Source organism: Streptomyces sp. NPDC031210 (genome assembly GCF_055570395.1).
This window is the reverse complement of sequence record NZ_JBVIHH010000007.1, coordinates 175,551-193,711: the sequence shown is the minus strand read 5'-3', so window position 1 is coordinate 193,711 and position 18,161 is coordinate 175,551. Positions and strand designations below refer to the sequence as shown.

23 protein-coding genes are annotated in these 18,161 nt (G+C 73.3%); 12 read left to right on the top strand and 11 right to left on the bottom strand.

Going from position 1 to position 18,161, the window contains the following annotated elements; genetic code table 11:
* The first annotated feature begins 39 nt into the window (after window positions 1-39).
* Both ACZ45Z_RS15535 and ACZ45Z_RS15530 read left to right on the top strand, forming a co-directional pair.
* Complete coding sequence (locus tag ACZ45Z_RS15535) at window positions 40-801, top strand: SDR family NAD(P)-dependent oxidoreductase (RefSeq protein ID WP_468362100.1); 762 nt, start codon at window positions 40-42, stop codon at window positions 799-801.
* Window positions 798-1,868: a threonine aldolase family protein gene (locus ACZ45Z_RS15530; protein ID WP_468362098.1), complete on the top strand. Its 1,071-nt coding sequence runs from the start codon at window positions 798-800 to the stop codon at window positions 1,866-1,868. The genes ACZ45Z_RS15535 and ACZ45Z_RS15530 overlap by 4 nt, the downstream gene beginning before the upstream one ends.
* Before the next feature lie 69 nt (window positions 1,869-1,937).
* Here the strand turns inward: ACZ45Z_RS15530 and ACZ45Z_RS15525 are convergent, their stop codons facing one another.
* From ACZ45Z_RS15525 to ACZ45Z_RS15490, 8 genes are read right to left on the bottom strand one after another with little or no spacing between them, the layout of a single operon-like run.
* Entirely contained in the window at window positions 1,938-2,339 is a 402-nt protein-coding gene (locus ACZ45Z_RS15525) for a gas vesicle protein K (protein ID WP_468362096.1), read from the bottom strand.
* Window positions 2,329-2,577, bottom strand: coding sequence for a gas vesicle protein (locus ACZ45Z_RS15520; protein WP_468362094.1), 249 nt, complete (start codon window positions 2,575-2,577; stop codon window positions 2,329-2,331). Before ACZ45Z_RS15520 ends, ACZ45Z_RS15525 begins: the two co-directional genes overlap by 11 nt.
* Window positions 2,574-3,410, bottom strand: a complete 837-nt coding sequence (locus ACZ45Z_RS15515; protein ID WP_468362092.1) for a GvpL/GvpF family gas vesicle protein — start codon at window positions 3,408-3,410, stop codon at window positions 2,574-2,576. Before ACZ45Z_RS15515 ends, ACZ45Z_RS15520 begins: the two co-directional genes overlap by 4 nt.
* Window positions 3,407-3,874 (bottom strand): gas vesicle protein, encoded by a 468-nt coding sequence (locus ACZ45Z_RS15510; RefSeq protein WP_468362090.1) that lies wholly within the window; start codon window positions 3,872-3,874, stop codon window positions 3,407-3,409. The genes ACZ45Z_RS15515 and ACZ45Z_RS15510 overlap by 4 nt, the downstream gene beginning before the upstream one ends.
* Window positions 3,871-4,149 (bottom strand): gas vesicle protein GvpG, encoded by a 279-nt coding sequence (locus ACZ45Z_RS15505; protein WP_468362088.1) that lies wholly within the window; start codon window positions 4,147-4,149, stop codon window positions 3,871-3,873. The genes ACZ45Z_RS15510 and ACZ45Z_RS15505 overlap by 4 nt, the downstream gene beginning before the upstream one ends.
* Window positions 4,150-4,161: 12 nt before the next feature.
* Window positions 4,162-4,872, bottom strand: a complete 711-nt coding sequence (locus ACZ45Z_RS15500; protein WP_468362086.1) for a GvpL/GvpF family gas vesicle protein — start codon at window positions 4,870-4,872, stop codon at window positions 4,162-4,164.
* 2 nt (window positions 4,873-4,874) lie between these two features.
* A complete protein-coding gene (locus ACZ45Z_RS15495) occupies window positions 4,875-5,312 on the bottom strand; it encodes a gas vesicle structural protein GvpA (protein ID WP_468362084.1) in 438 nt (145 codons plus the stop codon).
* 31 nt (window positions 5,313-5,343) lie between these two features.
* Complete coding sequence (locus ACZ45Z_RS15490) at window positions 5,344-5,736, bottom strand: gas vesicle protein GvpO (protein ID WP_468362082.1); 393 nt, start codon at window positions 5,734-5,736, stop codon at window positions 5,344-5,346.
* A 176-nt stretch (window positions 5,737-5,912) separates the two neighbouring features.
* On the opposite strand from ACZ45Z_RS15490, the gene ACZ45Z_RS15485 reads away from it, so the two are divergent.
* Both ACZ45Z_RS15485 and ACZ45Z_RS15480 read left to right on the top strand, forming a co-directional pair.
* A complete protein-coding gene (locus ACZ45Z_RS15485; RefSeq protein WP_468362080.1) occupies window positions 5,913-6,491 on the top strand; it encodes a transglutaminase-like domain-containing protein in 579 nt (192 codons plus the stop codon).
* A 15-nt stretch (window positions 6,492-6,506) separates the two neighbouring features.
* Window positions 6,507-7,196 carry a B3/B4 domain-containing protein gene (locus ACZ45Z_RS15480; protein ID WP_468362078.1) on the top strand — a complete coding sequence of 230 codons (690 nt, stop codon included), beginning with the start codon at window positions 6,507-6,509 and terminating at the stop codon, window positions 7,194-7,196.
* Window positions 7,197-7,291: 95 nt separating this feature from the next.
* Here the strand turns inward: ACZ45Z_RS15480 and ACZ45Z_RS15475 are convergent, their stop codons facing one another.
* A complete protein-coding gene (locus ACZ45Z_RS15475) occupies window positions 7,292-8,008 on the bottom strand; it encodes a lysophospholipid acyltransferase family protein (protein ID WP_468362076.1) in 717 nt (238 codons plus the stop codon).
* A gap of 301 nt (window positions 8,009-8,309) precedes the next feature.
* Here ACZ45Z_RS15475 and ACZ45Z_RS15470 point away from each other — a divergent pair, with 301 nt between their 5' ends.
* The 5 genes from ACZ45Z_RS15470 to ACZ45Z_RS15450 all read left to right on the top strand — a co-directional run bounded on the left by ACZ45Z_RS15470 (window position 8,310) and on the right by ACZ45Z_RS15450 (window position 11,456).
* On the top strand, window positions 8,310-8,651 hold the full coding sequence (locus ACZ45Z_RS15470; RefSeq protein WP_468362074.1) for a TlpA family protein disulfide reductase: 342 nt from the start codon (window positions 8,310-8,312) through the stop codon (window positions 8,649-8,651).
* 58 nt (window positions 8,652-8,709) lie between these two features.
* Window positions 8,710-8,790 carry a putative leader peptide gene (locus ACZ45Z_RS15465; protein WP_468362375.1) on the top strand — a complete coding sequence of 27 codons (81 nt, stop codon included), beginning with the start codon at window positions 8,710-8,712 and terminating at the stop codon, window positions 8,788-8,790.
* An 86-nt stretch (window positions 8,791-8,876) separates the two neighbouring features.
* The gene (locus tag ACZ45Z_RS15460) at window positions 8,877-9,398 is read left to right on the top strand and encodes a flavin reductase family protein (protein ID WP_468362072.1); all 522 of its coding nucleotides are present in this window, start codon (window positions 8,877-8,879) and stop codon (window positions 9,396-9,398) included.
* A 211-nt stretch (window positions 9,399-9,609) separates the two neighbouring features.
* Window positions 9,610-10,395 carry an electron transfer flavoprotein subunit beta/FixA family protein gene (locus ACZ45Z_RS15455; RefSeq protein WP_468362070.1) on the top strand — a complete coding sequence of 262 codons (786 nt, stop codon included), beginning with the start codon at window positions 9,610-9,612 and terminating at the stop codon, window positions 10,393-10,395.
* Window positions 10,396-10,493: 98 nt separating this feature from the next.
* On the top strand, window positions 10,494-11,456 hold the full coding sequence (locus ACZ45Z_RS15450) for an electron transfer flavoprotein subunit alpha/FixB family protein (protein ID WP_468362068.1): 963 nt from the start codon (window positions 10,494-10,496) through the stop codon (window positions 11,454-11,456).
* A 106-nt stretch (window positions 11,457-11,562) separates the two neighbouring features.
* On the opposite strand, the gene ACZ45Z_RS15445 is transcribed toward ACZ45Z_RS15450, so the two are convergent.
* A complete protein-coding gene (locus tag ACZ45Z_RS15445; RefSeq protein ID WP_468362066.1) occupies window positions 11,563-12,081 on the bottom strand; it encodes a DinB family protein in 519 nt (172 codons plus the stop codon).
* A gap of 196 nt (window positions 12,082-12,277) precedes the next feature.
* Between ACZ45Z_RS15445 and ACZ45Z_RS15440 the strand changes: the two genes are divergently transcribed.
* Complete coding sequence (locus tag ACZ45Z_RS15440) at window positions 12,278-13,561, top strand: DUF6986 family protein (RefSeq protein WP_468362064.1); 1,284 nt, start codon at window positions 12,278-12,280, stop codon at window positions 13,559-13,561.
* A gap of 205 nt (window positions 13,562-13,766) precedes the next feature.
* Here ACZ45Z_RS15440 and ACZ45Z_RS15435 read toward each other — a convergent pair whose 3' ends face one another.
* On the bottom strand, window positions 13,767-14,810 hold the full coding sequence (locus tag ACZ45Z_RS15435) for a LacI family DNA-binding transcriptional regulator (protein WP_468362062.1): 1,044 nt from the start codon (window positions 14,808-14,810) through the stop codon (window positions 13,767-13,769).
* Window positions 14,811-14,952: 142 nt separating this feature from the next.
* Here ACZ45Z_RS15435 and ACZ45Z_RS15430 point away from each other — a divergent pair, with 142 nt between their 5' ends.
* Both ACZ45Z_RS15430 and ACZ45Z_RS15425 read left to right on the top strand, forming a co-directional pair.
* Window positions 14,953-15,909 carry an ROK family protein gene (locus ACZ45Z_RS15430; protein ID WP_468362060.1) on the top strand — a complete coding sequence of 319 codons (957 nt, stop codon included), beginning with the start codon at window positions 14,953-14,955 and terminating at the stop codon, window positions 15,907-15,909.
* An 88-nt stretch (window positions 15,910-15,997) separates the two neighbouring features.
* Window positions 15,998-18,151 carry a serine/threonine-protein kinase gene (locus ACZ45Z_RS15425; RefSeq protein ID WP_468362058.1) on the top strand — a complete coding sequence of 718 codons (2,154 nt, stop codon included), beginning with the start codon at window positions 15,998-16,000 and terminating at the stop codon, window positions 18,149-18,151.
* Window positions 18,152-18,161: the final 10 nt, after the last annotated feature.

Sequence of the window (18,161 nt, the reverse complement as noted above, 5' to 3'; positions counted from 1 at the left end):
GGGCGGCCGGCCGTCCAGGAGCAGGAGGAGGCGACGAAGATGACAACTTCTACGGGTGGCCAGGGGCCGCTGGACGGCGCGGTCATCGCGGTGGCGGGGGCGGGCGGCCCGGCGGGCCGCGCCACGCTGCTGCGGCTGGCCGAGGCGGGCGCGGTCGTGGTCGGCTGCGACGCCAACGCCGAGCGCCTCGCGGAGGCCGTCGACGCGGCCCGCTACGCCCACGGCGGCGCCACCGTCATCGGCGACACCGTCGACCTCCTCGATCTGGCCGAGACCCGCGAATGGGCGGGCCGCACCGAGAAGGAATTCGGCCGGATCGACGGGCTGGTCCACCTCGTGGGCGGCTGGCGCGGTTCGCGGACCTTCGCCGAAACCGACCTCAGCGACTGGGACCTGCTGCACAGGCTGCTGATCCGCACCGTCCAGCACACCTCCCTCGCCTTCCACGAGAGCCTCGAACGCAGCGGCAACGGCCGTTACCTCCTCATCAGCGCGGCCGGCACGAGCAGGCCCACTGCCGGCAACGCCGCCTACGCCGCCGCCAAGGCCGCCGCGGAAGCCTGGACGCTGGCCCTCGGGGACGCCTTCCGCAAGTCGGGGGGCGACGCCGGCCCCCGCGCCGCGGCTGCCATCCTGGTCGTGAAGGCGCTCGTCCACGACCAGATGCGCGCCGAGCGACCGAATGCAAAGTTCGCGGGCTTCACCGACGTCACGGAGCTGGCCGAGGCCATCGCCGGAGTCTGGAGCCGGCCCGCCCAGGAAGTGAATGGAACGCGTCTGTGGCTGACCCCCGAGCCGTGACCGGAGACGAAACCGACGCCCGGCGGCATCACGACACCGAGGTGCGCGGCTTCGCCAGCGACAACTACGCGGGCGCCCACCCCGAGATCCTCGCCGCGCTCGCCCTCGCCAACGGCGGCCACCAGGTCGCCTACGGCGAGGACGACTACACCGCGCACCTCCAGCGCGTCATCCGCAGCCACTTCGGGCAGAGCGCCGAGGCGTTCCCGGTGTTCAACGGCACCGGCGCCAACGTCGTCGCCCTCCAGGCCGTCACCGACCGCTGGGGCGCGGTGATCGCCGCCGAGTCCGCGCACATCCACGTCGACGAGTGCGGCGCCCCCGAGCGGGTCGGCGGACTGAAGCTGCTGACCGTGCCGACCGAGGACGGCAAGCTCACCCCCGAGCTGATCGACCGGCAGGCGTTCGGCTGGGACGACGAACACCGCGCCATGCCGCAGGTCGTCTCGCTCGCCCAGAGCACCGAGCTGGGCACGGTCTACACGCCCGACGAGATCCGGGCGATCTGCGAACACGCCCACGAGCGCGGCATGCTGGTGCATCTGGACGGCGCGCGGATAGCCAACGCCGCCGCGTCGCTCGACGTCCCCATGCGGGCCTTCACCAACGCGGTGGGCGTCGACATCCTCTCCTACGGCGGCACGAAGAACGGCGCGGTCTTCGGCGAGGCCGTGATCGTCCTGAACCCCGACGCCGTGCGGGCGATGAAGCACCTGCGCAAGCTGTCGATGCAACTGGCCTCCAAGATGCGTTTCGTCTCGGTCCAGTTGGAGGCGCTGCTGGCCCGCGACCTGTGGCTGCGCAACGCCCGGCACGCCAACACCATGGCGCAGCGGCTGGCGGCCGGAGTGCGTGCCGTCGACGGGGTGGAGATCCTCTACCCCGTGCAGTCCAACGCGGTCTTCGCCCGGCTGCCGCACGACGTCAGCGAGCGGCTCCAGAAGCGCTACCGCTTCTACTTCTGGGACGAGCCGGCCGGCGTGGTGCGCTGGATGTGCTCGTTCGACACCTCCGTCGAGGACGTCGACGGCTTCGTCGACGCGCTCCGCGAGGAAATCGGCCGCTAGGTCGCCGGCCGCCGGGCGCCTGGGCCGGTCATCCGGCGGATCTCCCGGCTCACTCGCGGATCTCACGGCTCACTCGGAGGGCGGCAGCAGCGTTCCGAGTGGGCCGAGGTCGATGTTCAGGTCCCGCATCGACAGGCCGTAGCGGGCGCAGAGTTCGGTCATCCGGTCGTGCAGGATCATGAGCGTGGCGCCCAGGCGCTCCTCCTGCTCCTCCGTGAGATCTCCCGCGTCGACGCGGTGCAGCGCCTGACGCTCCATGAGCTGCCGCAGGAGCTCCACCAGGGTCAGGACGAGCTTGATCAGGTCCCGTTCGACCGTGTCCGGATCGGTGGCGATCCGCCGCGCCGCCGGCCGCCCGCCGCCCGGCGGGGCCGCGTCCTCGGGAGCCGCGGGCAGCAGGCGGAACGCCCGCGCGGCCGCGTCGGCGACATCGTCGAAGCGGCCGCCGGGGCGCCCGTCGTCAGCCCTCATCCCGCTCCCGCCCCACCTGCGCCGCGACGTCCCACGGGGACGGATTGAGTTCGCTGACGGACACGATCAGCGCGCGCAGCGACACGCGCACCAGGTCGATATCGGCGATGGACAGCACCACGTCACCGGTCAGGACCACGCCGCCGGTCAGCAGCCGGTCCAGCAGGTCGATCAGCGCGATCTGCCGGTCCGGGAGCGGCTCCTCGGCGACGGCCGGCGACCCGTCCGCCGCCCTCACGGCGCGCCCCCCTCCACCGTTCCCTCCGGGGGCGCGGCGAAGGAGTACGGCGCCCACGGCCCGGTGACCTCCACCCGCACCCCGGCAAAACCCTCGCCCGCCCGCAGCACCTCGGCCCGGAATCGGCCGGCGTCGGCCAACGGCACCAGGTAGGCGTCATTGGTGACGTTCTCGCCCGGCCCGCCCGCGAGTTGGCCCTGCTGCGGCCGGTGCCGCACGCGGTCGACCGCGTAACGCCGGGCGACGTCCTCCACACGCTCGGCGGCCCGCTCCGCCTCGCGGTAGGCGTCCTCGCGCGCGTGGCGCTGCGCGCTGCGCCGGCGCAGGTAGGCCCGCCCGGGGCTCAACCCGGGATCCGCGGGCTCGGCCGCCGGGCGGTCGGCCGCCGCGGCCGCCTCGACGGAGATCTTCACGCCCCACTCCAGACGCGCGGTCAGCTCCGCCAGCCGTCCGGCGAACGTCTCCCGGCGTTCGTCGATCATGCTCCGCACCCGGTCGTCGTCCATATAGACGGTCGCCAGCCGCAGCGGCAGGACGGTGGTGTGCGTGGCCAGCGTCTCGATCACGCGGTGATGGGCGCGCGCGACCGCCTCCAGCCAGTCCAGGTCCTCCAGGTGCGCGCGCAGCGCGGCCTCGTGGAAATCCCGCGCGGGCACCCGGCTCACCGCGACCACGACGTCGCCGTCACCCTCCGGGCGCACCAGGCGCACCGGGGCGTCCGCCACTCCGGCCACCCCGGTCAGGACGTCTTCCAGTGCCCCGTCGGCGTCGTGCGCCACGGCGTAGGCGTAGCTGACGGCCTCGTCCGGGAGGTCGCCCGCGGCCTCGCTCATGGCTCCTCGCGCCTCTTGGCGCGCCCGCCCGGCTCCGCCCGCCCCGCACGCGGCGGGCGCCGGGTGGCGGGCCGGTCCGCCTCGGCCGCCCGGCTCCGCCCGGCCTCTTCGTCGTCCCCGGCCGGCGGCAGCTCCCCGCCCCGGCGCAGGGCCTCGACCTCGGCCCGCAGGCGGGCGTTCTCCTCGGCCAGGGAACGGTCACCGTCGGCCCGGGAGGACAGCGCCGGATCGCGCTCCCACCAGTCGATCCCCATCTCCTTCGCCTTGTCGACGGACGCGACGATCAGGCGCAGCTTGATGGTGAGCAGCTCGATGTCCAGCAGGTTGATCTGGATGTCGCCCGCGATCACGATGCCCTTGTCGAGCACCCGCTCCAGGATGTCGGCCAGACTGGAACCGCCCCCCGACGCGGGGGACGCCCTGGACGGAACGGACCCGAGCCTGCCCGCCACGGGTTCTGTCACGGCCGCTCGCCCTCCGTTCCCTGCTCCGGGCCGGTGCCCAGCCGGAAGGCCCGGATCTCCTCCAGCCTCTCCAGGAGTTCGTCCTCCCGCCGGTCGAACTCCTCCTCGTCGATGCGTCCGGCGAGCAGTTCCTCCTCCAGCGCGGCCAGTTCCCGCTCGACCGGCTCGGGGTCGTAGTACTCGTTCTCCGCCGCCTGAAGGACGCGCTCGACCACCCACGCCACGCCGCGCACCGGCGCCAGCGGGAAGGTCGCGATCTGCGTGAACAGGCCCATGGCGACACTCCGTCAGACGAAGCTGTACGGGGGCAGCGGGCCGTGCAGCCGGAATTCGAAGTCCTGGCCCAGCTCGCCGGCGAGGCTCTTCTCGGCGGAGAGGAAGCCCTCCTCGCTGCCGCGGTCCACCAGGAAGGACACATTCACGAAGTCGTTCCCGCTCGGCGGGAAGGAGCTTTCCTCGCGAGCGTAGGGACGCAGGACGTCGACGACCCGCGCGGCGAGGATCTCCTGGCGCGCCTGGACCTCCTGAGCGACGAGTTCGCCCAGGGCCAGCGACATCTCCTGGCCGCCGCCCGCCTTGATCCGGTCGTTGAGCCCGCGCGCCTCCCGCGACTCCGTCAGGATCTGGCGCAGCATCGCCTCCTCGGCCTGGGCCGCCTTCAGGTGGTACTCCGCGCACCCCTCGATCGCCCGCAGCCGCTCGGCGAACTCGTCTCCGCGCTCCTCCAGCACCGCCCGTACGGCGTCGTCGTCGGCGGTGGTGAAACCGAACTGGAGCGGCAGAACGGTGCCGTCGGCCATCAGCCGCTCCTGGACGGCCTGGTGGGCGGCGAGGTCGCGGCGCTTGGGACGCAGCTCCTCGGGGGCCTCACTGACCACGGCGGACAGACCCTCGCCCCCCACGGTGCGCAGGGTCGAGGGCGGGTCTCCCACACCGTCGAGCCCGTCCAACCGCTGCGGGTGCGTGGCGGCGACAATGGAGTAGACATAGACGGCCATGGCTATTCCTTCCGGCGCCGGGCCGGCCGGTGAGCCGACCGCTCCTGCCGCTCCTCGGGCTCTTTCTCGTCCTCGCGTCCCCGCTTCAGGGAATCGGCCACGGCCTCCGCGGCTCCCGTCAGCGCCCCCTTGCTCTTGCCGTGCGCCCCGCCCTCGGTCACCTCGCCGACGAGGTCGGTGAGCTGCGTGGGCTGCTTGCGCCCGGACTCCAGGTCGAGACGGTTGCACGCCTCCGCGAAGCGCAGATAGGTGTCGACGCTCGCCACCACGATGCGGGCGTCGACCTTCAGGATCTCGATGCCTACGAGGGACACGCGCGCGAAGACGTCGATGACCAGGCCGCGGTCCAGAATGAGATCCAGGATGTCGTAGAGATTTCCGGTGCTGCCCCCGCCTGCGCTCCGGGGAACCGCTCCTCCGCCTTGCGGCACCACAGTCACGGTGCCTCCCTTCACCGGCCCGCCCGGTCCCTCAGACGGGCGGCCCGTCAATCTGCCCTCGGGTGTAGCGGCGGGTGCGCTCGTACGCCACCAGTTCACCCGCCTCGTCCAGCGTCACGTGGTAGCTCGCCATCACGCTGGTGGTCATGGGGATGCGTTCCAACTCCATAACCTCCACGTCCGCTTCCCAGCCGTCGTCCGTCGGATGTACCGCGGAGACGGAATCGGGGGCGCGGCCCAGAAGTGCCTCAAGCTGCTCGGCCGCGGAGCGCATCGCCTTCGGGGCCGATACGCGCCGACTGCGCCGCTCGGCGCCGTCCGCACTCTTGTCGGCGCCGTTCGCACTCTTGGCGCTCTTCTTGGCGCTCTTCTCGCCGGCCGACCGCCGGCTTCGCCCGGTGTCGTCCTCTTCGCCTGAGGCCATGCTCCTTCTCCGGATCGGAGACGACATGCTGCTGCCCGCGCCACGTTCAAAAGGCGCGATTCCAGCATATACGGCATGGGGTGAAATGCCGCCCGAGGCCGCCCCTGAATGCATGAATATGCGGAGTCGCGAAAATATATTGAATCCGCCCCGAGGGGTCTCTACGCTCTGGGTCTGTGAAGCTGATCCAGCAAAACACCGATATCTCTGCTTACTTGGCGGCAAGCGAAGCCATCGATCACGAGCATCCGCTCGTCCGCCGTACCGCCAAGGCATTGCGCTCGCGCAACGACACCGCATATTCATACGCTGCGGCGGCCTTCGACTTCGTCCGGGACGCCGTGCCGCACTCCGCCGATGTCGATGACCCGCGCGTCACCTGGCGCGCCTCGGACGTCCTGCGCGAGCGCACCGGCATCTGCTACGCAAAGTCCCACGCGCTGGTGGCGTTGTGGCGCGCCGAGGGCATTCCGGCGGCGCTGTGCTACCAGAAGTTCGACGTCCTGCACGGCCTGGTGGCGCTCAGGCTTCCGGGGGAGGAGCGGTGGGCGCGGCAGGATCCGCGCGGGAACAGGCCCGGCGTCGACGCGCGGTTCCGGCTGGACCGGGAGCAGCTCGCGTTCCCCGTGCGCCCACAGTCCAATGAACTGGACTATCCGGTTCTGTTTGCTGAACCTCGCCCGGCCGTGCTCCAATGCCTCAAAGAGGCCCCCGACCGGTCCCGTCTGTGGCAGACGCTCCCCACCGCACTCTGAGGAACTCCCGCACCGATGACCCATCCCCCGCACGTCTCCGACGAGGTGTACGCCCTCGCCCCAAGCTTCGCCCACCTCGTCATCGAGGCTCGCGGCCTGACCAACGGCCCGAGCGACGAGGCCGGTTCGGCGCTGCTGGACGAGGCCACCCGCCGCCTCGCCGAGCGCCTCGGCGGCCGCGCCCCGCAGGACGACCGGCACATCGCCGCCTGGCGCGCCGCGTACACCGCCTTCGGCGCCAAGCCGTCGCGCACCCGCAACTCCGCCGAAGCGCTGGCCAGGCGGGCCCTGGCGGACGGCGGACTGCCGCGCGTCAACCGGCTCGTGGACCTCTACAACGCCGTCAGCGTCGCCCACCTCATCCCCGTGGGCTGCGAGGACCTGGACCGTATTCAGGGCGGTATGCGGCTCGTACGAGCCACCGGCGAGGAGCCGTTCGTCACCGCCGCCGGCGGCGTGGAGGTCATCGAGCACCCGGAGCCCGGTGAGGTGGTGTGGTGCGACGACGCGGGCGTCACCTGCCGCCGCTGGAACTGGCGGCAGGGCCTGCGCACCCGCCTCACTGAGGAGTCCGTGAGCGCGCTGTTCCTGCTGGAGCGGATGGCGCCGGAGGAGCTGACGACCGCCGGCGCCGAACTCGCCGAAGCGCTCCAGAAGGCGTGCCCGCGGGCCCGCGTCGAGATCGGTGAGGTGCGCACACGCTGACGCCGGGCGCGGCCGGACCGCCCCGGCCGCGAGCGTGCGGCCAGGTGCCTCGCGCGACGACGTCCCGTCGTTACGCGAGGCCGACCGCCCCGTCGTTACGCGAGATTGCCCGGAGCCGCCGGGGCGCTGCCGCCCAGGTGGGCCGGAATCCACCAGGTGTCCTCGGGACCCTTGGGGCGGACGGGGTAGGCGCGCTGCGCCGCCTCCAACAGGTCCTGTACCCGGGCCCGCAGCCGGTCGCTGATCTTCTCGGCCTGCTCCGCCGGATCGGCTTCCATCGGCTCGCCCACCCGGATCGTGATCGGAACGTGGTTGCGTCCCAGATCCCGCTTGTGGCCCTTGGTCCACAGCCGCTGGGTGCCCCACAGCGCCATCGGCAGCAGCGGCACCCCGGCCTCCTGCGCCAGCCTGGCCGCGCCGGACTTGAAGTTCTTCAGCGTGAAGGACTCGGAGATCGTCGCCTCGGGGAAGACGCCGATGATCTCGCCCGAGCGCAGGGCGGTCAGCGCGTGCTTGTAGGCGTGCATGCCCTGGGCGCGGTCCACCGGTATGTGCTTCATCGCGCGCATCAGCGGCCCCGACACCTTGTGCCGGAAGACCGAGTCCTTGGCCATGAAGCGCACCAGGCGCTTGGCCGGTCGCGCCGCCAGGCCGCAGAAGACGAAGTCGAGGTACCCGATGTGATTGCTCACCAGAACCGCGCCACCGCGCCGCGGGATGTTCTCGGCACCGGCGATGTCGAACTTCAGGTCGAGCGCCTTGAAGACCGTACGGGCGGCGCCGATCACCGGCGGATAGACGAGCTCTGCCATGTTCGGGGGACCCCTTTTCTGTTCCTGGGGAGGGTTCTCCCGGCGGAAAGCTACGCGGCCGTAAGAGTGCGGCTTCCGGGAGATCGTGCCCGATTCACGGGCGTGGCGGCTACCGCCCCGGGGGCCACGGCCGGGAGATTCTCGTCACGTGGTGTACATGTCATCCGCTACCCGCAGCCTCGGAACATACACCGCGCCCCCTCCGGACGGCACCCGAACCCCGGGGAAGCTTCCCGTTCGCGCGGATGCTGGACTGGGGAGGAACGGACGTGAAGGTGTGCGGCGCGACGGGAGGCCGGCGGTGCGAGGGCGGGACGAGGGGTCGACGGGGCCGCGGCTGGGCGCCGCCGATATCGGCGCCGAACTGGGGGAGCGGGCCACGCTGCTGCAGTTCTCCAGCGCCTTCTGCCAGCCCTGCCGCGCCACCCGGCGCACCCTCGCCGAGGTCTCGGCCATGGTCGGCGGGGTGGCCCACGTCGAGATCGACGCCGAGGACCGGCTGGACCTGATGCGGAGCCTGGACATCGCGCGCACCCCCACCGTCCTGGTGCTCGACGCGACCGGCGCGGTCGTACGCCGCGCCGCCGGCCAGCCCCGCAAGGCGGACGTCATCGCCGCGCTGGGCGCCGCGGTCCGTGATTGATCTCCCAGTTACCGGGCGTCACTTGACGCTGTGGGTCACACGTCGTCACGCTGACGTGATGCGGCCTGGACCCCTTCTGTACGGACGCGCGCACGTGGACCTTCTGCGGACCGCCGGCGCGCTCTGTCCGCGCGTGTGAGCGACGACGACATCAGCGCCGCCGGGAGCCGCACCGCTGCCGGCCGCGCCGCCTGGGCTCGTACACCACCTCAGAAGGACAGCTCCATGACGGCTTCCCCCGCTCTCGGCACGCCCCCCACCGCCACGCACTCCACCGCCACGCCCGAACTCCTGCGTTCGGTCTTCCGGCAGCACGCCGCGGGCGTCGCGGTGATCACCGCCCACGGATCCCGCCCGGTCGGCTTCACCGCCACCTCCCTGACCTCCGTCGCCGCCGACCCGCCGCTGCTCTCGTTCGGCATCGGCACCGGCTCCTCCAGTTGGCCGGTCGTCGCCGAGGCCGAGCACGTCGGCGTCCACATACTCGGCGAGCACCAGAGGGAGCTGGCCGCCACCTTCGCCCGCAGCGGCGCCGACCGCTTCGGGCCCGGCACCTCCTGGCGCACCGGTCCCGAGGGCGTCCCCCTGCTGGACGGTGTGCTGGCGTGGCTGGTGTGCAAGGTGGTGGCGCGGGTGCCCGCCGGCGATCACCGGATCATGCTCGCCCAGCCCCTGCTCGGCGACCCCGCGGGACCCGGCCGGCCGCTGCTGTACCACCAGGGCCGCTTCAACGCGCTGCGCGACTGAGAGGTTCCCGTTCCCCCGCGTCGTCACCGGGCCGGGGCCGTTGGCAAGGTCACAGTTCGACGGCCTTGCTTCGGGGCACCAGACTGGATGTACTGGCGAGTAATATGACGGTCGGCGCGGGGAACCGCATCCGACCGGGAGCCGCCCCCACAGGCGCCTATGCTGCCAGCACAAGGCAGTTCTGAAGAGACGAGCAGGTAGGAGAGCCGGCGTGAGCTTGAGGATCGTTGTCTGTGTGAAGTACGTGCCCGACGCCACCGGCGACCGGCACTTCGCCGAGGACCTGACCGTCGACCGCGACGACGTGGACGGCCTTCTCTCGGAGCTCGACGAGTACGCCGTCGAGCAGGCCCTCCAGATCAAGGAAGCCGCCGACGACGCGGAGATCACGGTTCTGACCGTCGGCCCCGAGGACGCCAACGACGCGCTGCGCAAGGCGCTGTCGATGGGCGCCGACAAGGCCGTCCACGTCGAGGACGACGACCTCCACGGCACCGACGCGCTGGGCACCTCCCTCGTGCTCGCCAAGGCCATCGAGAAGACCGGCTACGACCTGGTCGTCTGCGGTATGGCCTCCACCGACGGCACCATGGGCGTCCTGCCCGCGCTGCTCGCCGAGCGGCTGAACGTGCCTCAGGTCACGCTGCTCTCCGAGGTCGCCGTGGCCGACGGCAAGGTGACCGGCCGCCGTGACGGCGACACCGCCAGCGAGCAGTTGGAGGCCGCGCTGCCGGCCGTCGTGTCCGTCACCGACCAGTCCGGTGAGGCCCGTTACCCCTCCTTCAAGGGCATCATGGCGGCGAAGAAGAAGCCGGTGGAGTCCCTGGACCTGGAGGACCTGGAGATCGAGGCGGACGAGGTCGGTCTCGAGGGTGCCTGGACCAAGGTCGAGGACGCCGCCGAGCGCCCGGCCCGTACGGCGGGCACGATCGTCAAGGACGAGGGCGAGGGCGGCAAGCAGCTCGCCGAGTTCCTCGCGGGCCAGAAGTTCATCTGACCGCCGCGGGTCCGGGGCGCGTCCCCGGTCACCCCGGAGTCTGAACCGGCCCGACGCCCCCTCAACCGCCCTCATTCTTCCCGCAGGAGAGTCATCCCATGGCTGAAGTCCTTGTCTACGTCGACCACGTGGACGGCGCCGTCCGCAAGCCCACCCTCGAACTGCTCACCCTCGCCCGCCGCATCGGCGAGCCGGTGGCCGTGCACCTCGGTGCCGGCGCGGACACCGCCGCCCCGGTTCTCGCCGAGCACGGCGCGGTCAAGGTCCTGACCGCCGACGCGCCGGAGTTCGCCGAGTACCTCGTCGCCCCCAAGGTCGACGCGCTCCAGGCCGCCTACGACGCCGTGTCCCCGGCCGCCGTACTCGTGCCGTCCTCCGCGGAGGGCAAGGAGATCGCGGCCCGCCTCGCGGTCCGTATCGGCTCCGGCATCATCACCGACGCCGTCGACCTGGAGGCCGGCGACGAGGGCCCGGTGGCGACGCAGTCCGTCTTCGCGGCGTCCTTCACCACCAAGTCCCGCATCACCAAGGGCACCCCGGTCATCACCGTCAAGCCCAACTCCGCCGCCCCGGAGGCCGCCCCGGCCGCCGGTACGGTCGAGCAGCTCGCGGTGACCGTCGCCGAGTCCTCCAAGGGCACCAAGATCGTCTCGCGCACGCCGCGCGAGTCGACCGGCCGCCCGGAGCTGACCGAGGCAGCGATCGTGGTCTCCGGTGGCCGTGGCGTCAACGGCGCCGAGAACTTCCCCGTCATCGAGGCGCTCGCCGACTCCCTCGGCGCGGCCGTCGGCGCCTCGCGTGCCGCGGTGGACGCCGGCTGGTACCCGCACACCAACCAGGTCGGCCAGACCGGTAAGTCGGTCTCGCCGCAGCTCTACATCGCCGCGGGCATCTCGGGCGCGATCCAGCACCGCGCCGGTATGCAGACCTCGAAGACCATCGTCGCCATCAACAAGGACGCCGAGGCGCCGATCTTCGACCTGGTCGACTACGGCGTGGTCGGCGACCTGTTCGACGTCGTCCCGGCGCTCACCGACGAGGTCAAGTCCCGCAAGGGCTGAGCCACGCCGGGCCGCCGGCCCCGCAGACGGCCGGGGCCCCGTACGCACCACGCGTACGGGGCCCCGGCCGTTTCGTGCCCGGTCAGGCGTCCGTCCGCGTGCTCGGTCAGGCGCCCGTCGCCCCGTCGATCCGTTCGCGCAGCAGGTCCGCGTGGCCGTTGTGGCGGGCGTACTCCTCGATCATGTGCACATAGATCCAGCGCAGGTTCAGCGTGCGGCCCCGGCTGGCGGCGAAGGTTTCGTCCAGGCCGCGGTCCGCCACCTTCGCGTCGCAGGTCTCGATCTCGGCGCGGAAGGCCGCGAAATCCGCCTCCGCGCCGGCCGGGTCGGCGTGGTCGAAGTCGCCGTCCGGGGCCTCCTCGGTGCAATAGAGGTCGCCGACCTCCTCGGCGAGGAAGCGCCGCCGGAACCAGACCCGTTCCACCTCCGCCATGTGCCGCACCAGGCCGAGCAGGGTGAGGCCGGAGGGCGGGGTGTTCGCCTCGGTGAGCTGGTCGGCGGTGAGCCCGGCGCACTTGGCGAGCAGCGTGTCGCGGTGGAAGTCCAGCCAGCCCTGGAGCATGTCCCTCTCGCCGGCCGCCGTCGGAAGTTCCCTGCGGTCAATACGTGGTGCGATCCATGTCATGCGGGGGAGTGTGTCGAAGAGGAGGGGCGCGCGCCACGGAGTTTGCGGGCCGAGCGCCGGGCCCGTGACCTGCGTCGCCACGGGTAAGGAAGTGTTGACCTCGCTACTCGACGCGACTAACTTCGCTATACGGATTGTTGATTCCGTTACGCGGAAAACGCTCGATCGTCGGGCGGGAGCACCGGGAGGGTGTCGAATGGGGCAGCAGGAGACCGTGGCGACGAGCCTTGCGCACACCGTACGCGAGGGAATCGGAGCCGCTCTCGCCGAGGTCGACGCCGACCTGGCACGGCGCTACCCGGGCGACCCCGGCACCCGTCAGCCCGTCCACACCGTCTACGTCCCCGGCGACGTCTTCACCGCCGGCACCCTCCGCTCCTGGGGCGACCAGGCCCTCGCCGCCCTCGACGAGCACGCCCCCGACGCCGGTGCGCTGGCCGCCGTCCTGGGGATCTCCGACGACCTCGCCGCGCCGGTCCACGACCGGGTCCGCGCGAAGCTGGAGCGCGAGCCGGTCGAGGACCTGCGCATCGACTTCGAGGACGGCTACGGCCCCCGCCCGGACGCCGAGGAGGACGAGGCCGCCGCCCGCGCCGCCGCCCTCGTCGCCGCCGCCTTCCAGGACGGCACCGCCGCCCCGTACATGGGCATCCGAATGAAGTGCATGGAAGCCGCCGTCCGCGACCGCGGCATCCGCACCCTCGACATCTTCCTCACCGGCCTCATGCGGGCCGGCGGCCTGCCCGACGGCCTGGTGCTGACCCTGCCCAAGGTCACCTACGCCGAGCAGGTCACCGCCATGGTGCGACTGCTGGAGGCGTTCGAGAAGGCGCACGGCCTGGAGAGCGGCCGGATCGGCTTCGAGATCCAGATCGAGACCACCCAGTCGATCCTGGGCGCCGACGGCCGCGCCACCGTCGCCCGCATGATCGAGGCCGCCGAGGGCCGCGCCACGTCCCTGCACTACGGCACCTTCGACTACAGCGCCTCGTGCGGCGTCAGCGCCGCCCACCAGTCGCTCGACCACCCGGTGGCCGACCACGCCAAGGCGGTCATGCAGGTCGCGGCGGCCGGTACGGGCGTCCGGCTGTCCGACGGCTCCACCAACGTCCTCCCCGTGGGCCCCACCGCGCAGGTCCACGACGCCTGGCGGCTCCACCACGGCCTGGTGCGCCGGTCGCTGGCCCGCGCCTACTACCAGGGCTGGGACATGCACCCCGGCCACCTGCCCACCCGTTACGCGGCCGTCTACGCCTTCTACCGCGAGGGCCTGGAGCAGGCCGCGGCCCGGCTCGCGGCGTACGTGGCCAAGGCCGGCGGCGACGTCATGGACGAGCCCGCCACCGCCAAGGCCCTCAGCGGCTACCTCCTGCGGGGTCTGGACTGCGGCGCCGTCGACGTCGCCGAGGTCGCCCGCCTCACCGGCCTGACCCGCGCCGACCTCGACGCCCTCGCCGGCCGCCCGGCCAAGACGGGCTGACCGGCGCGGGCGGGCGGCTTCCGGCCGTCCGCCGCGTGCGGTTCGGCCGTCCGCCGTGTCATCGGCACCGCGTTGTCGGCGCTGTGTCGCCGGCGCCGCGTCGTCGTCCGCCGCCCTCGCGCGGTGCCTCTCCGGCGCCGCGCGGGGGCGGCGTCGTCTCGGCCGGCGCGCTCGGAGGGGCGGGCGAGGCGCCCCGCCCGCCCCGTCAGACCGCGTCCTCCGGCCGGATCTCGCCCGACCCCCGGGCGATCAGCCGGGTGGGGATCTCCACGCTGCGCGGCGGCTCGCCGACGCCCTCCAGGCGGCGGAAGAGCAGCGCGGCGGCGGTCCGGCCCATCCGGGCCGCGTCCTGCGCGACGACCGTGATGGCGGGCCGGACCAGGTCGGCCAGCTCGAAGTCGTCGAAGCCCACCAGCGCCACCGGGCGCGGCCGTTCGCGCAGCACCCGCACGGCGGTGACGGTGACCCGGTTGTTGCCGGCGAAGAGCGCGGTGACCGGCTCGGGGCCGTCCAGCATCGCGGTGGCCGCGGCCCGCACCCGCTCGGGGGCGGTGGGGCCCAGCGACACCCACGACTCCGCGACCGGCAGGCCGGCGGCCGCCATCGCGGTGCGGTAGCCGCGCAGCCGCTCCCGCGCCGTGTGGATGCGCGGCTGGTCGCCGATGAAACCGATCCTGCGGTGGCCGTGCGCGATGAGGTGGGCCACCGCCTCCCGGGAGCCGCCGAAGCTGTCGGACAGCACGGCATCGGCCTCGATCCGGCCGGCCGGGCGGTCCACGAAGACGGTGGCGATCCCGGCGGCGATCTCCGGCTCCAGATAGCGGTGGTCGTCGCCGGCCGGGATGACGACCAGACCGTCCACCCGCCGCGCGCACAGCGCGAGCACCAACTCCTGTTCACGCGCCGGGTCCTCGGCGCTGGAGCCGTTGATCAGCAGGGCGCCGTGATCGCGCGCGACCTCCTCGACGGCGCGGCTGAGCGGGCCGTAGAAGGGGTCGGCGAGATCTTCGAGCACCAGCCCGATGCTGGCCGTACGGCCCTTGCGCAGGATGCGGGCGGAGTCGTTGCGGCGGAAGCCCAGGGCGGTGATGGCCTCCTGGACGCGCCGTTCGGTGTCCGGGGTGACGCCGGCTTCGCCGTTGACCACGCGGGAGACCGTCTTCAGGCCCACCCCGGCCCGGGCCGCGACATCCTTCATCGTGGGGCGGGTGCCGTAGCGGCGGGAGGCGTCCCGGGCGGTGTCGGTCACGGTGCGCGGTCCTGATTCTGCCGGGGACGGGTGTGGCGTCGAGCATAGCCTCTAGACAACGTTGTCAAGAGGCGGAAGACTGGCGTCCCCACCGCCGGGCCGGCACGCCCCCGGCCCGCGCCCACCAGGAGATTCCACACCCATGCAGACGGACCTCAGCGCAGCGCTGGACATCGGCGGCACGAAGATCGCCGGCGCTCTGGTGGACGGCCGCGGCAGGCTGCTCCTGCGCGCCACGCGGCCCACGCCCGCCGACGAGGACGGGGCGGCGGTCATGCGGGCGGTGGCCGAGGTGCTCGCGGAACTGACCGCCGGACCCGACTGGGCCCGGGTGGGCGCGGTCGGCATCGGCAGCGCGGGCCCGGTGGACGCCTCGGCCGGCACCGTCAGCCCGGTGAACATCCCCGGCTGGCGCGACTTCCCGCTGGTCGCCGAGGTGCGGGCGCTGGTCGGGCCGCGCCCGGTGGTCCTGGTGGGCGACGGCGCGGCGATGACCGCCGCCGAACACTGGCAGGGCGCCGCGCGCGGTCACGCCAACGCGCTGTGCATGGTGGTCTCCACCGGCGTCGGCGGCGGGCTCGTCCTGAACGGGCGCCTGCACCCGGGCCCCACCGGAAACGCCGGTCACATCGGCCACATCAGCGTCGATCTGGACGGCGATCCGTGCCCGTGCGGCGCCCGCGGCTGCGTCGAGCGGATCGCCAGCGGCCCCAACATCGCCCGCCGCGCCCTGGCGAACGGCTGGCGGCCGGGCCCCGGCGGGGACGCGAGCGCCGCCGCCGTCGCCGCCTCCGCGCACGCCGGCGACCCGATCGCGGTGCGCTCCTTCGAGCGGGCCGCGCGGGCACTGGCCGCCGGCATCGCCGCCACCGCCACGCTCGTGGAGGTCGACATCGCGGTCATCGGCGGCGGGGTCGCGGGCGCGGGCGAGATCCTGTTCGCGCCCCTGCGCGCGGCCCTGCGCGACTACGCGACCCTGTCGTTCGTGGCGGGCCTGACCGTCGTGCCCGCCCGGATGGGAACGGACGCAGGGGTGGTGGGCGCCGCCGCGGCCGCCGCACAACAGTCCCGTCTCGATGCCTTCCTCCCTGTCCCCTGACGGCCCACGGGCCCCCGCTCCGCCCCTTAGTCTGGTCCCGGCCACCGCACACGGGCAGTGACACAGGTATCGAGGGGATCGGGCGACGGTGACACCGGGGGAGCGTGAGCAGCGCGGAGCGGACGAGGCGAGCGGGGCGGGTGGTGTGGGGAGCCCGGGGGAGCCGGGAGGTGCCCCCGCGCCGGACGCGCCGGCACATCCCAGTACACCCGCCGCTTCGAGCACACCGGCCGCTCCAAGCACACCGGCCGCTCCAAATACACCGGCCGCTCCCGTCGCGGCGGCCGCGAGCGGCCCCAAGCGCGGCACCGACGCCGATCTGACCGGCCGGGTTCTCGGGGGCCGCTACCGCGTCACCGGTCAACTGGGCCGCGGCGGCATGGGCGTGGTCTGCCGCGCCGTGGACGAGGTCCTGGGCCGCGAGGTCGCGGTGAAGGTACTGCGCGCCTACACCGACGCCTCCGCCCCGGAACTGGCCGACCTGCGCACCCGTATGCAGCGCGAGGCGCGCGCCGCGGCCCGGATCCGGCACTCCGGCGTGGTCACCGTGCACGACGTCATCGACGAGGACGGCCGGCCGGTCATCGTCATGGAGCTGGTGGAGGGCCCGTCGCTGGACGACGCCCTCGCCGAGCGGGGCGCGCCCGACCCCAGGGAGATCGCCCGCATCGGCGCGGAGGTCATGGACGCGCTGGACGCGGCCCACCAGGTCGGCGTGCTGCACCGGGACGTCAAGCCCGGCAACGTGCTGCTGGACCGCTCCGGCCGGGTGGTCCTGACCGACTTCGGCATCGCCAGCATCGAGGCGCCGGGCGACGGCGCGACCACGAACATCACCCGCAGCGGCGAACTGGTCGGCTCCCTCGACTACCTGCCGCCCGAGCGGGCCCAGGGCCAGGACCCCACGCCGGCCTCGGACATCTGGTCGCTGGGCATGACCCTGTACGCGGCGGTGGAGGGCGGCGGCGCGCCGTTCCGCCGTACGTCGGTGTGGTCCACGCTCACCGCGATCGTCACCGAGCCGCTGCCCGAGCCGCGCCGGGCCGGGCCGCTCGCGCCCGTCCTGCGGGCGCTGATGGCCAAGAACCCGACCGAGCGGCCGTCCGCCGCCGAGGCGCGGAGCATGCTTCGGGCGGTGGCCGAGGGCCGGGAACCGGCGGTGGCGCCGGGCCCGGCGCAGGTGCCCACCGCGACGGACATCCGGGTGGTCCCGCCGCCGCAGGTACCGCATCCGCCCCAGCCGCCGCAGGCCGCGCACCCCCAGGCCGCGCACCCGCAGCCCGGCGGCAACGGCGCGTCCGCGCCCGCCAGTTGGCTTTCGGGACCCGGCGCGCAAGCCGCACCGGCGGCCCCTGGCGCGGCCGCGTCCCCCGCTGATGCCGCCGCCCCGCCCGCCGCCGGTCCCGCCTACGACCCGCCGGGCGTGGTGAGCGGGCCGTCCGTCGGGAGCACGGGCACGTATCCCTCTCGCGGCGCCTCCCCCGAAGGGGACACCGCACGGCTGCCCGCGCGCCGGCGCCGGCGGCTGGCGCTAGCCCTGGCGGCGGTCCTCGCGGTGCTCGCCGCCGGCGGCGGCGTGACGTACGCGCTGATCGGCGGTGGACCGGACCGGACCGTCGCGGACGGCGGGCCCTCGCCGGCGCGGCCGGCGGACAAGCCCGGGCCGGCCGGCGAGCCGAGCGCCGCCTCCGGCAAGAGCGGCGGCAAGGACACGGACAAGGGCGACGCCGAGGACAAGGGGAAGGGCGCCTCGCCCTCCGCGTCCGGCAGGCCCACCGGCGAGGCCACCGGCAAGAGTCCCAAGCCCGGTGCCACGGACGGCAGCCCCGGCAGCCACGAGGGCGGCGCGGCCGCGGGCGGCGCGCAGGGCGGCACCGACGGCGGTGGTTCCGGCGGCTCGGACGGCGGCACGTCCGGTGACGGCGGTGACGGCGGCAGCGGCGGCGACCCCACCGAGGGCCCGTCGTGCGTGGACGTCGGCGGCGGCAAGGCCAACTGCGACGTATGGCGTAGCGCCACGTCCTACACCGAGTCCTTCCAGCAGGCCGGCACCCTCAACATGGGCACCAACTACTTCTACTGCCAGGCGAATCTCGGCCGCCGCGAGACGTACGGGAAGTGGACGAACGTCTGGTGGGCGAAGACCGACGACGACAGCGGCAACTCCGGTGTCTACGTCAGCGTCGTCTACCTCACCGGTGGGGAGAACGACCAGCCCATCCCCGGGCTGCGCACCTGCTGAGCCGCGTCGG

Bases quoted from the DNA above. Each gene is read 5' to 3' on its own strand.
- ACZ45Z_RS15535 (WP_468362100.1), top strand. From the start codon at position 40: ATGACAACTTCTACGGGTGGCCAGGGGCCGCTGGACGGCGCGGTCATC.
- ACZ45Z_RS15525 (WP_468362096.1), bottom strand. From the start codon at position 2,339: ATGAGGGCTGACGACGGGCGCCCCGGCGGCCGCTTCGACGATGTCGCC.
- ACZ45Z_RS15515 (WP_468362092.1), bottom strand. From the start codon at position 3,410: ATGAGCGAGGCCGCGGGCGACCTCCCGGACGAGGCCGTCAGCTACGCC.
- ACZ45Z_RS15505 (WP_468362088.1), bottom strand. From the start codon at position 4,149: ATGGGCCTGTTCACGCAGATCGCGACCTTCCCGCTGGCGCCGGTGCGC.
- ACZ45Z_RS15500 (WP_468362086.1), bottom strand. From the start codon at position 4,872: ATGGCCGTCTATGTCTACTCCATTGTCGCCGCCACGCACCCGCAGCGG.
- ACZ45Z_RS15490 (WP_468362082.1), bottom strand. From the start codon at position 5,736: ATGGCCTCAGGCGAAGAGGACGACACCGGGCGAAGCCGGCGGTCGGCC.
- ACZ45Z_RS15480 (WP_468362078.1), top strand. From the start codon at position 6,507: ATGACCCATCCCCCGCACGTCTCCGACGAGGTGTACGCCCTCGCCCCA.
- ACZ45Z_RS15475 (WP_468362076.1), bottom strand. From the start codon at position 8,008: ATGGCAGAGCTCGTCTATCCGCCGGTGATCGGCGCCGCCCGTACGGTC.
- ACZ45Z_RS15465 (WP_468362375.1), top strand. From the start codon at position 8,710: ATGCGGCCTGGACCCCTTCTGTACGGACGCGCGCACGTGGACCTTCTG.
- ACZ45Z_RS15460 (WP_468362072.1), top strand. From the start codon at position 8,877: ATGACGGCTTCCCCCGCTCTCGGCACGCCCCCCACCGCCACGCACTCC.
- ACZ45Z_RS15450 (WP_468362068.1), top strand. From the start codon at position 10,494: ATGGCTGAAGTCCTTGTCTACGTCGACCACGTGGACGGCGCCGTCCGC.
- ACZ45Z_RS15445 (WP_468362066.1), bottom strand. From the start codon at position 12,081: ATGACATGGATCGCACCACGTATTGACCGCAGGGAACTTCCGACGGCG.
- ACZ45Z_RS15440 (WP_468362064.1), top strand. From the start codon at position 12,278: ATGGGGCAGCAGGAGACCGTGGCGACGAGCCTTGCGCACACCGTACGC.
- ACZ45Z_RS15430 (WP_468362060.1), top strand. From the start codon at position 14,953: ATGCAGACGGACCTCAGCGCAGCGCTGGACATCGGCGGCACGAAGATC.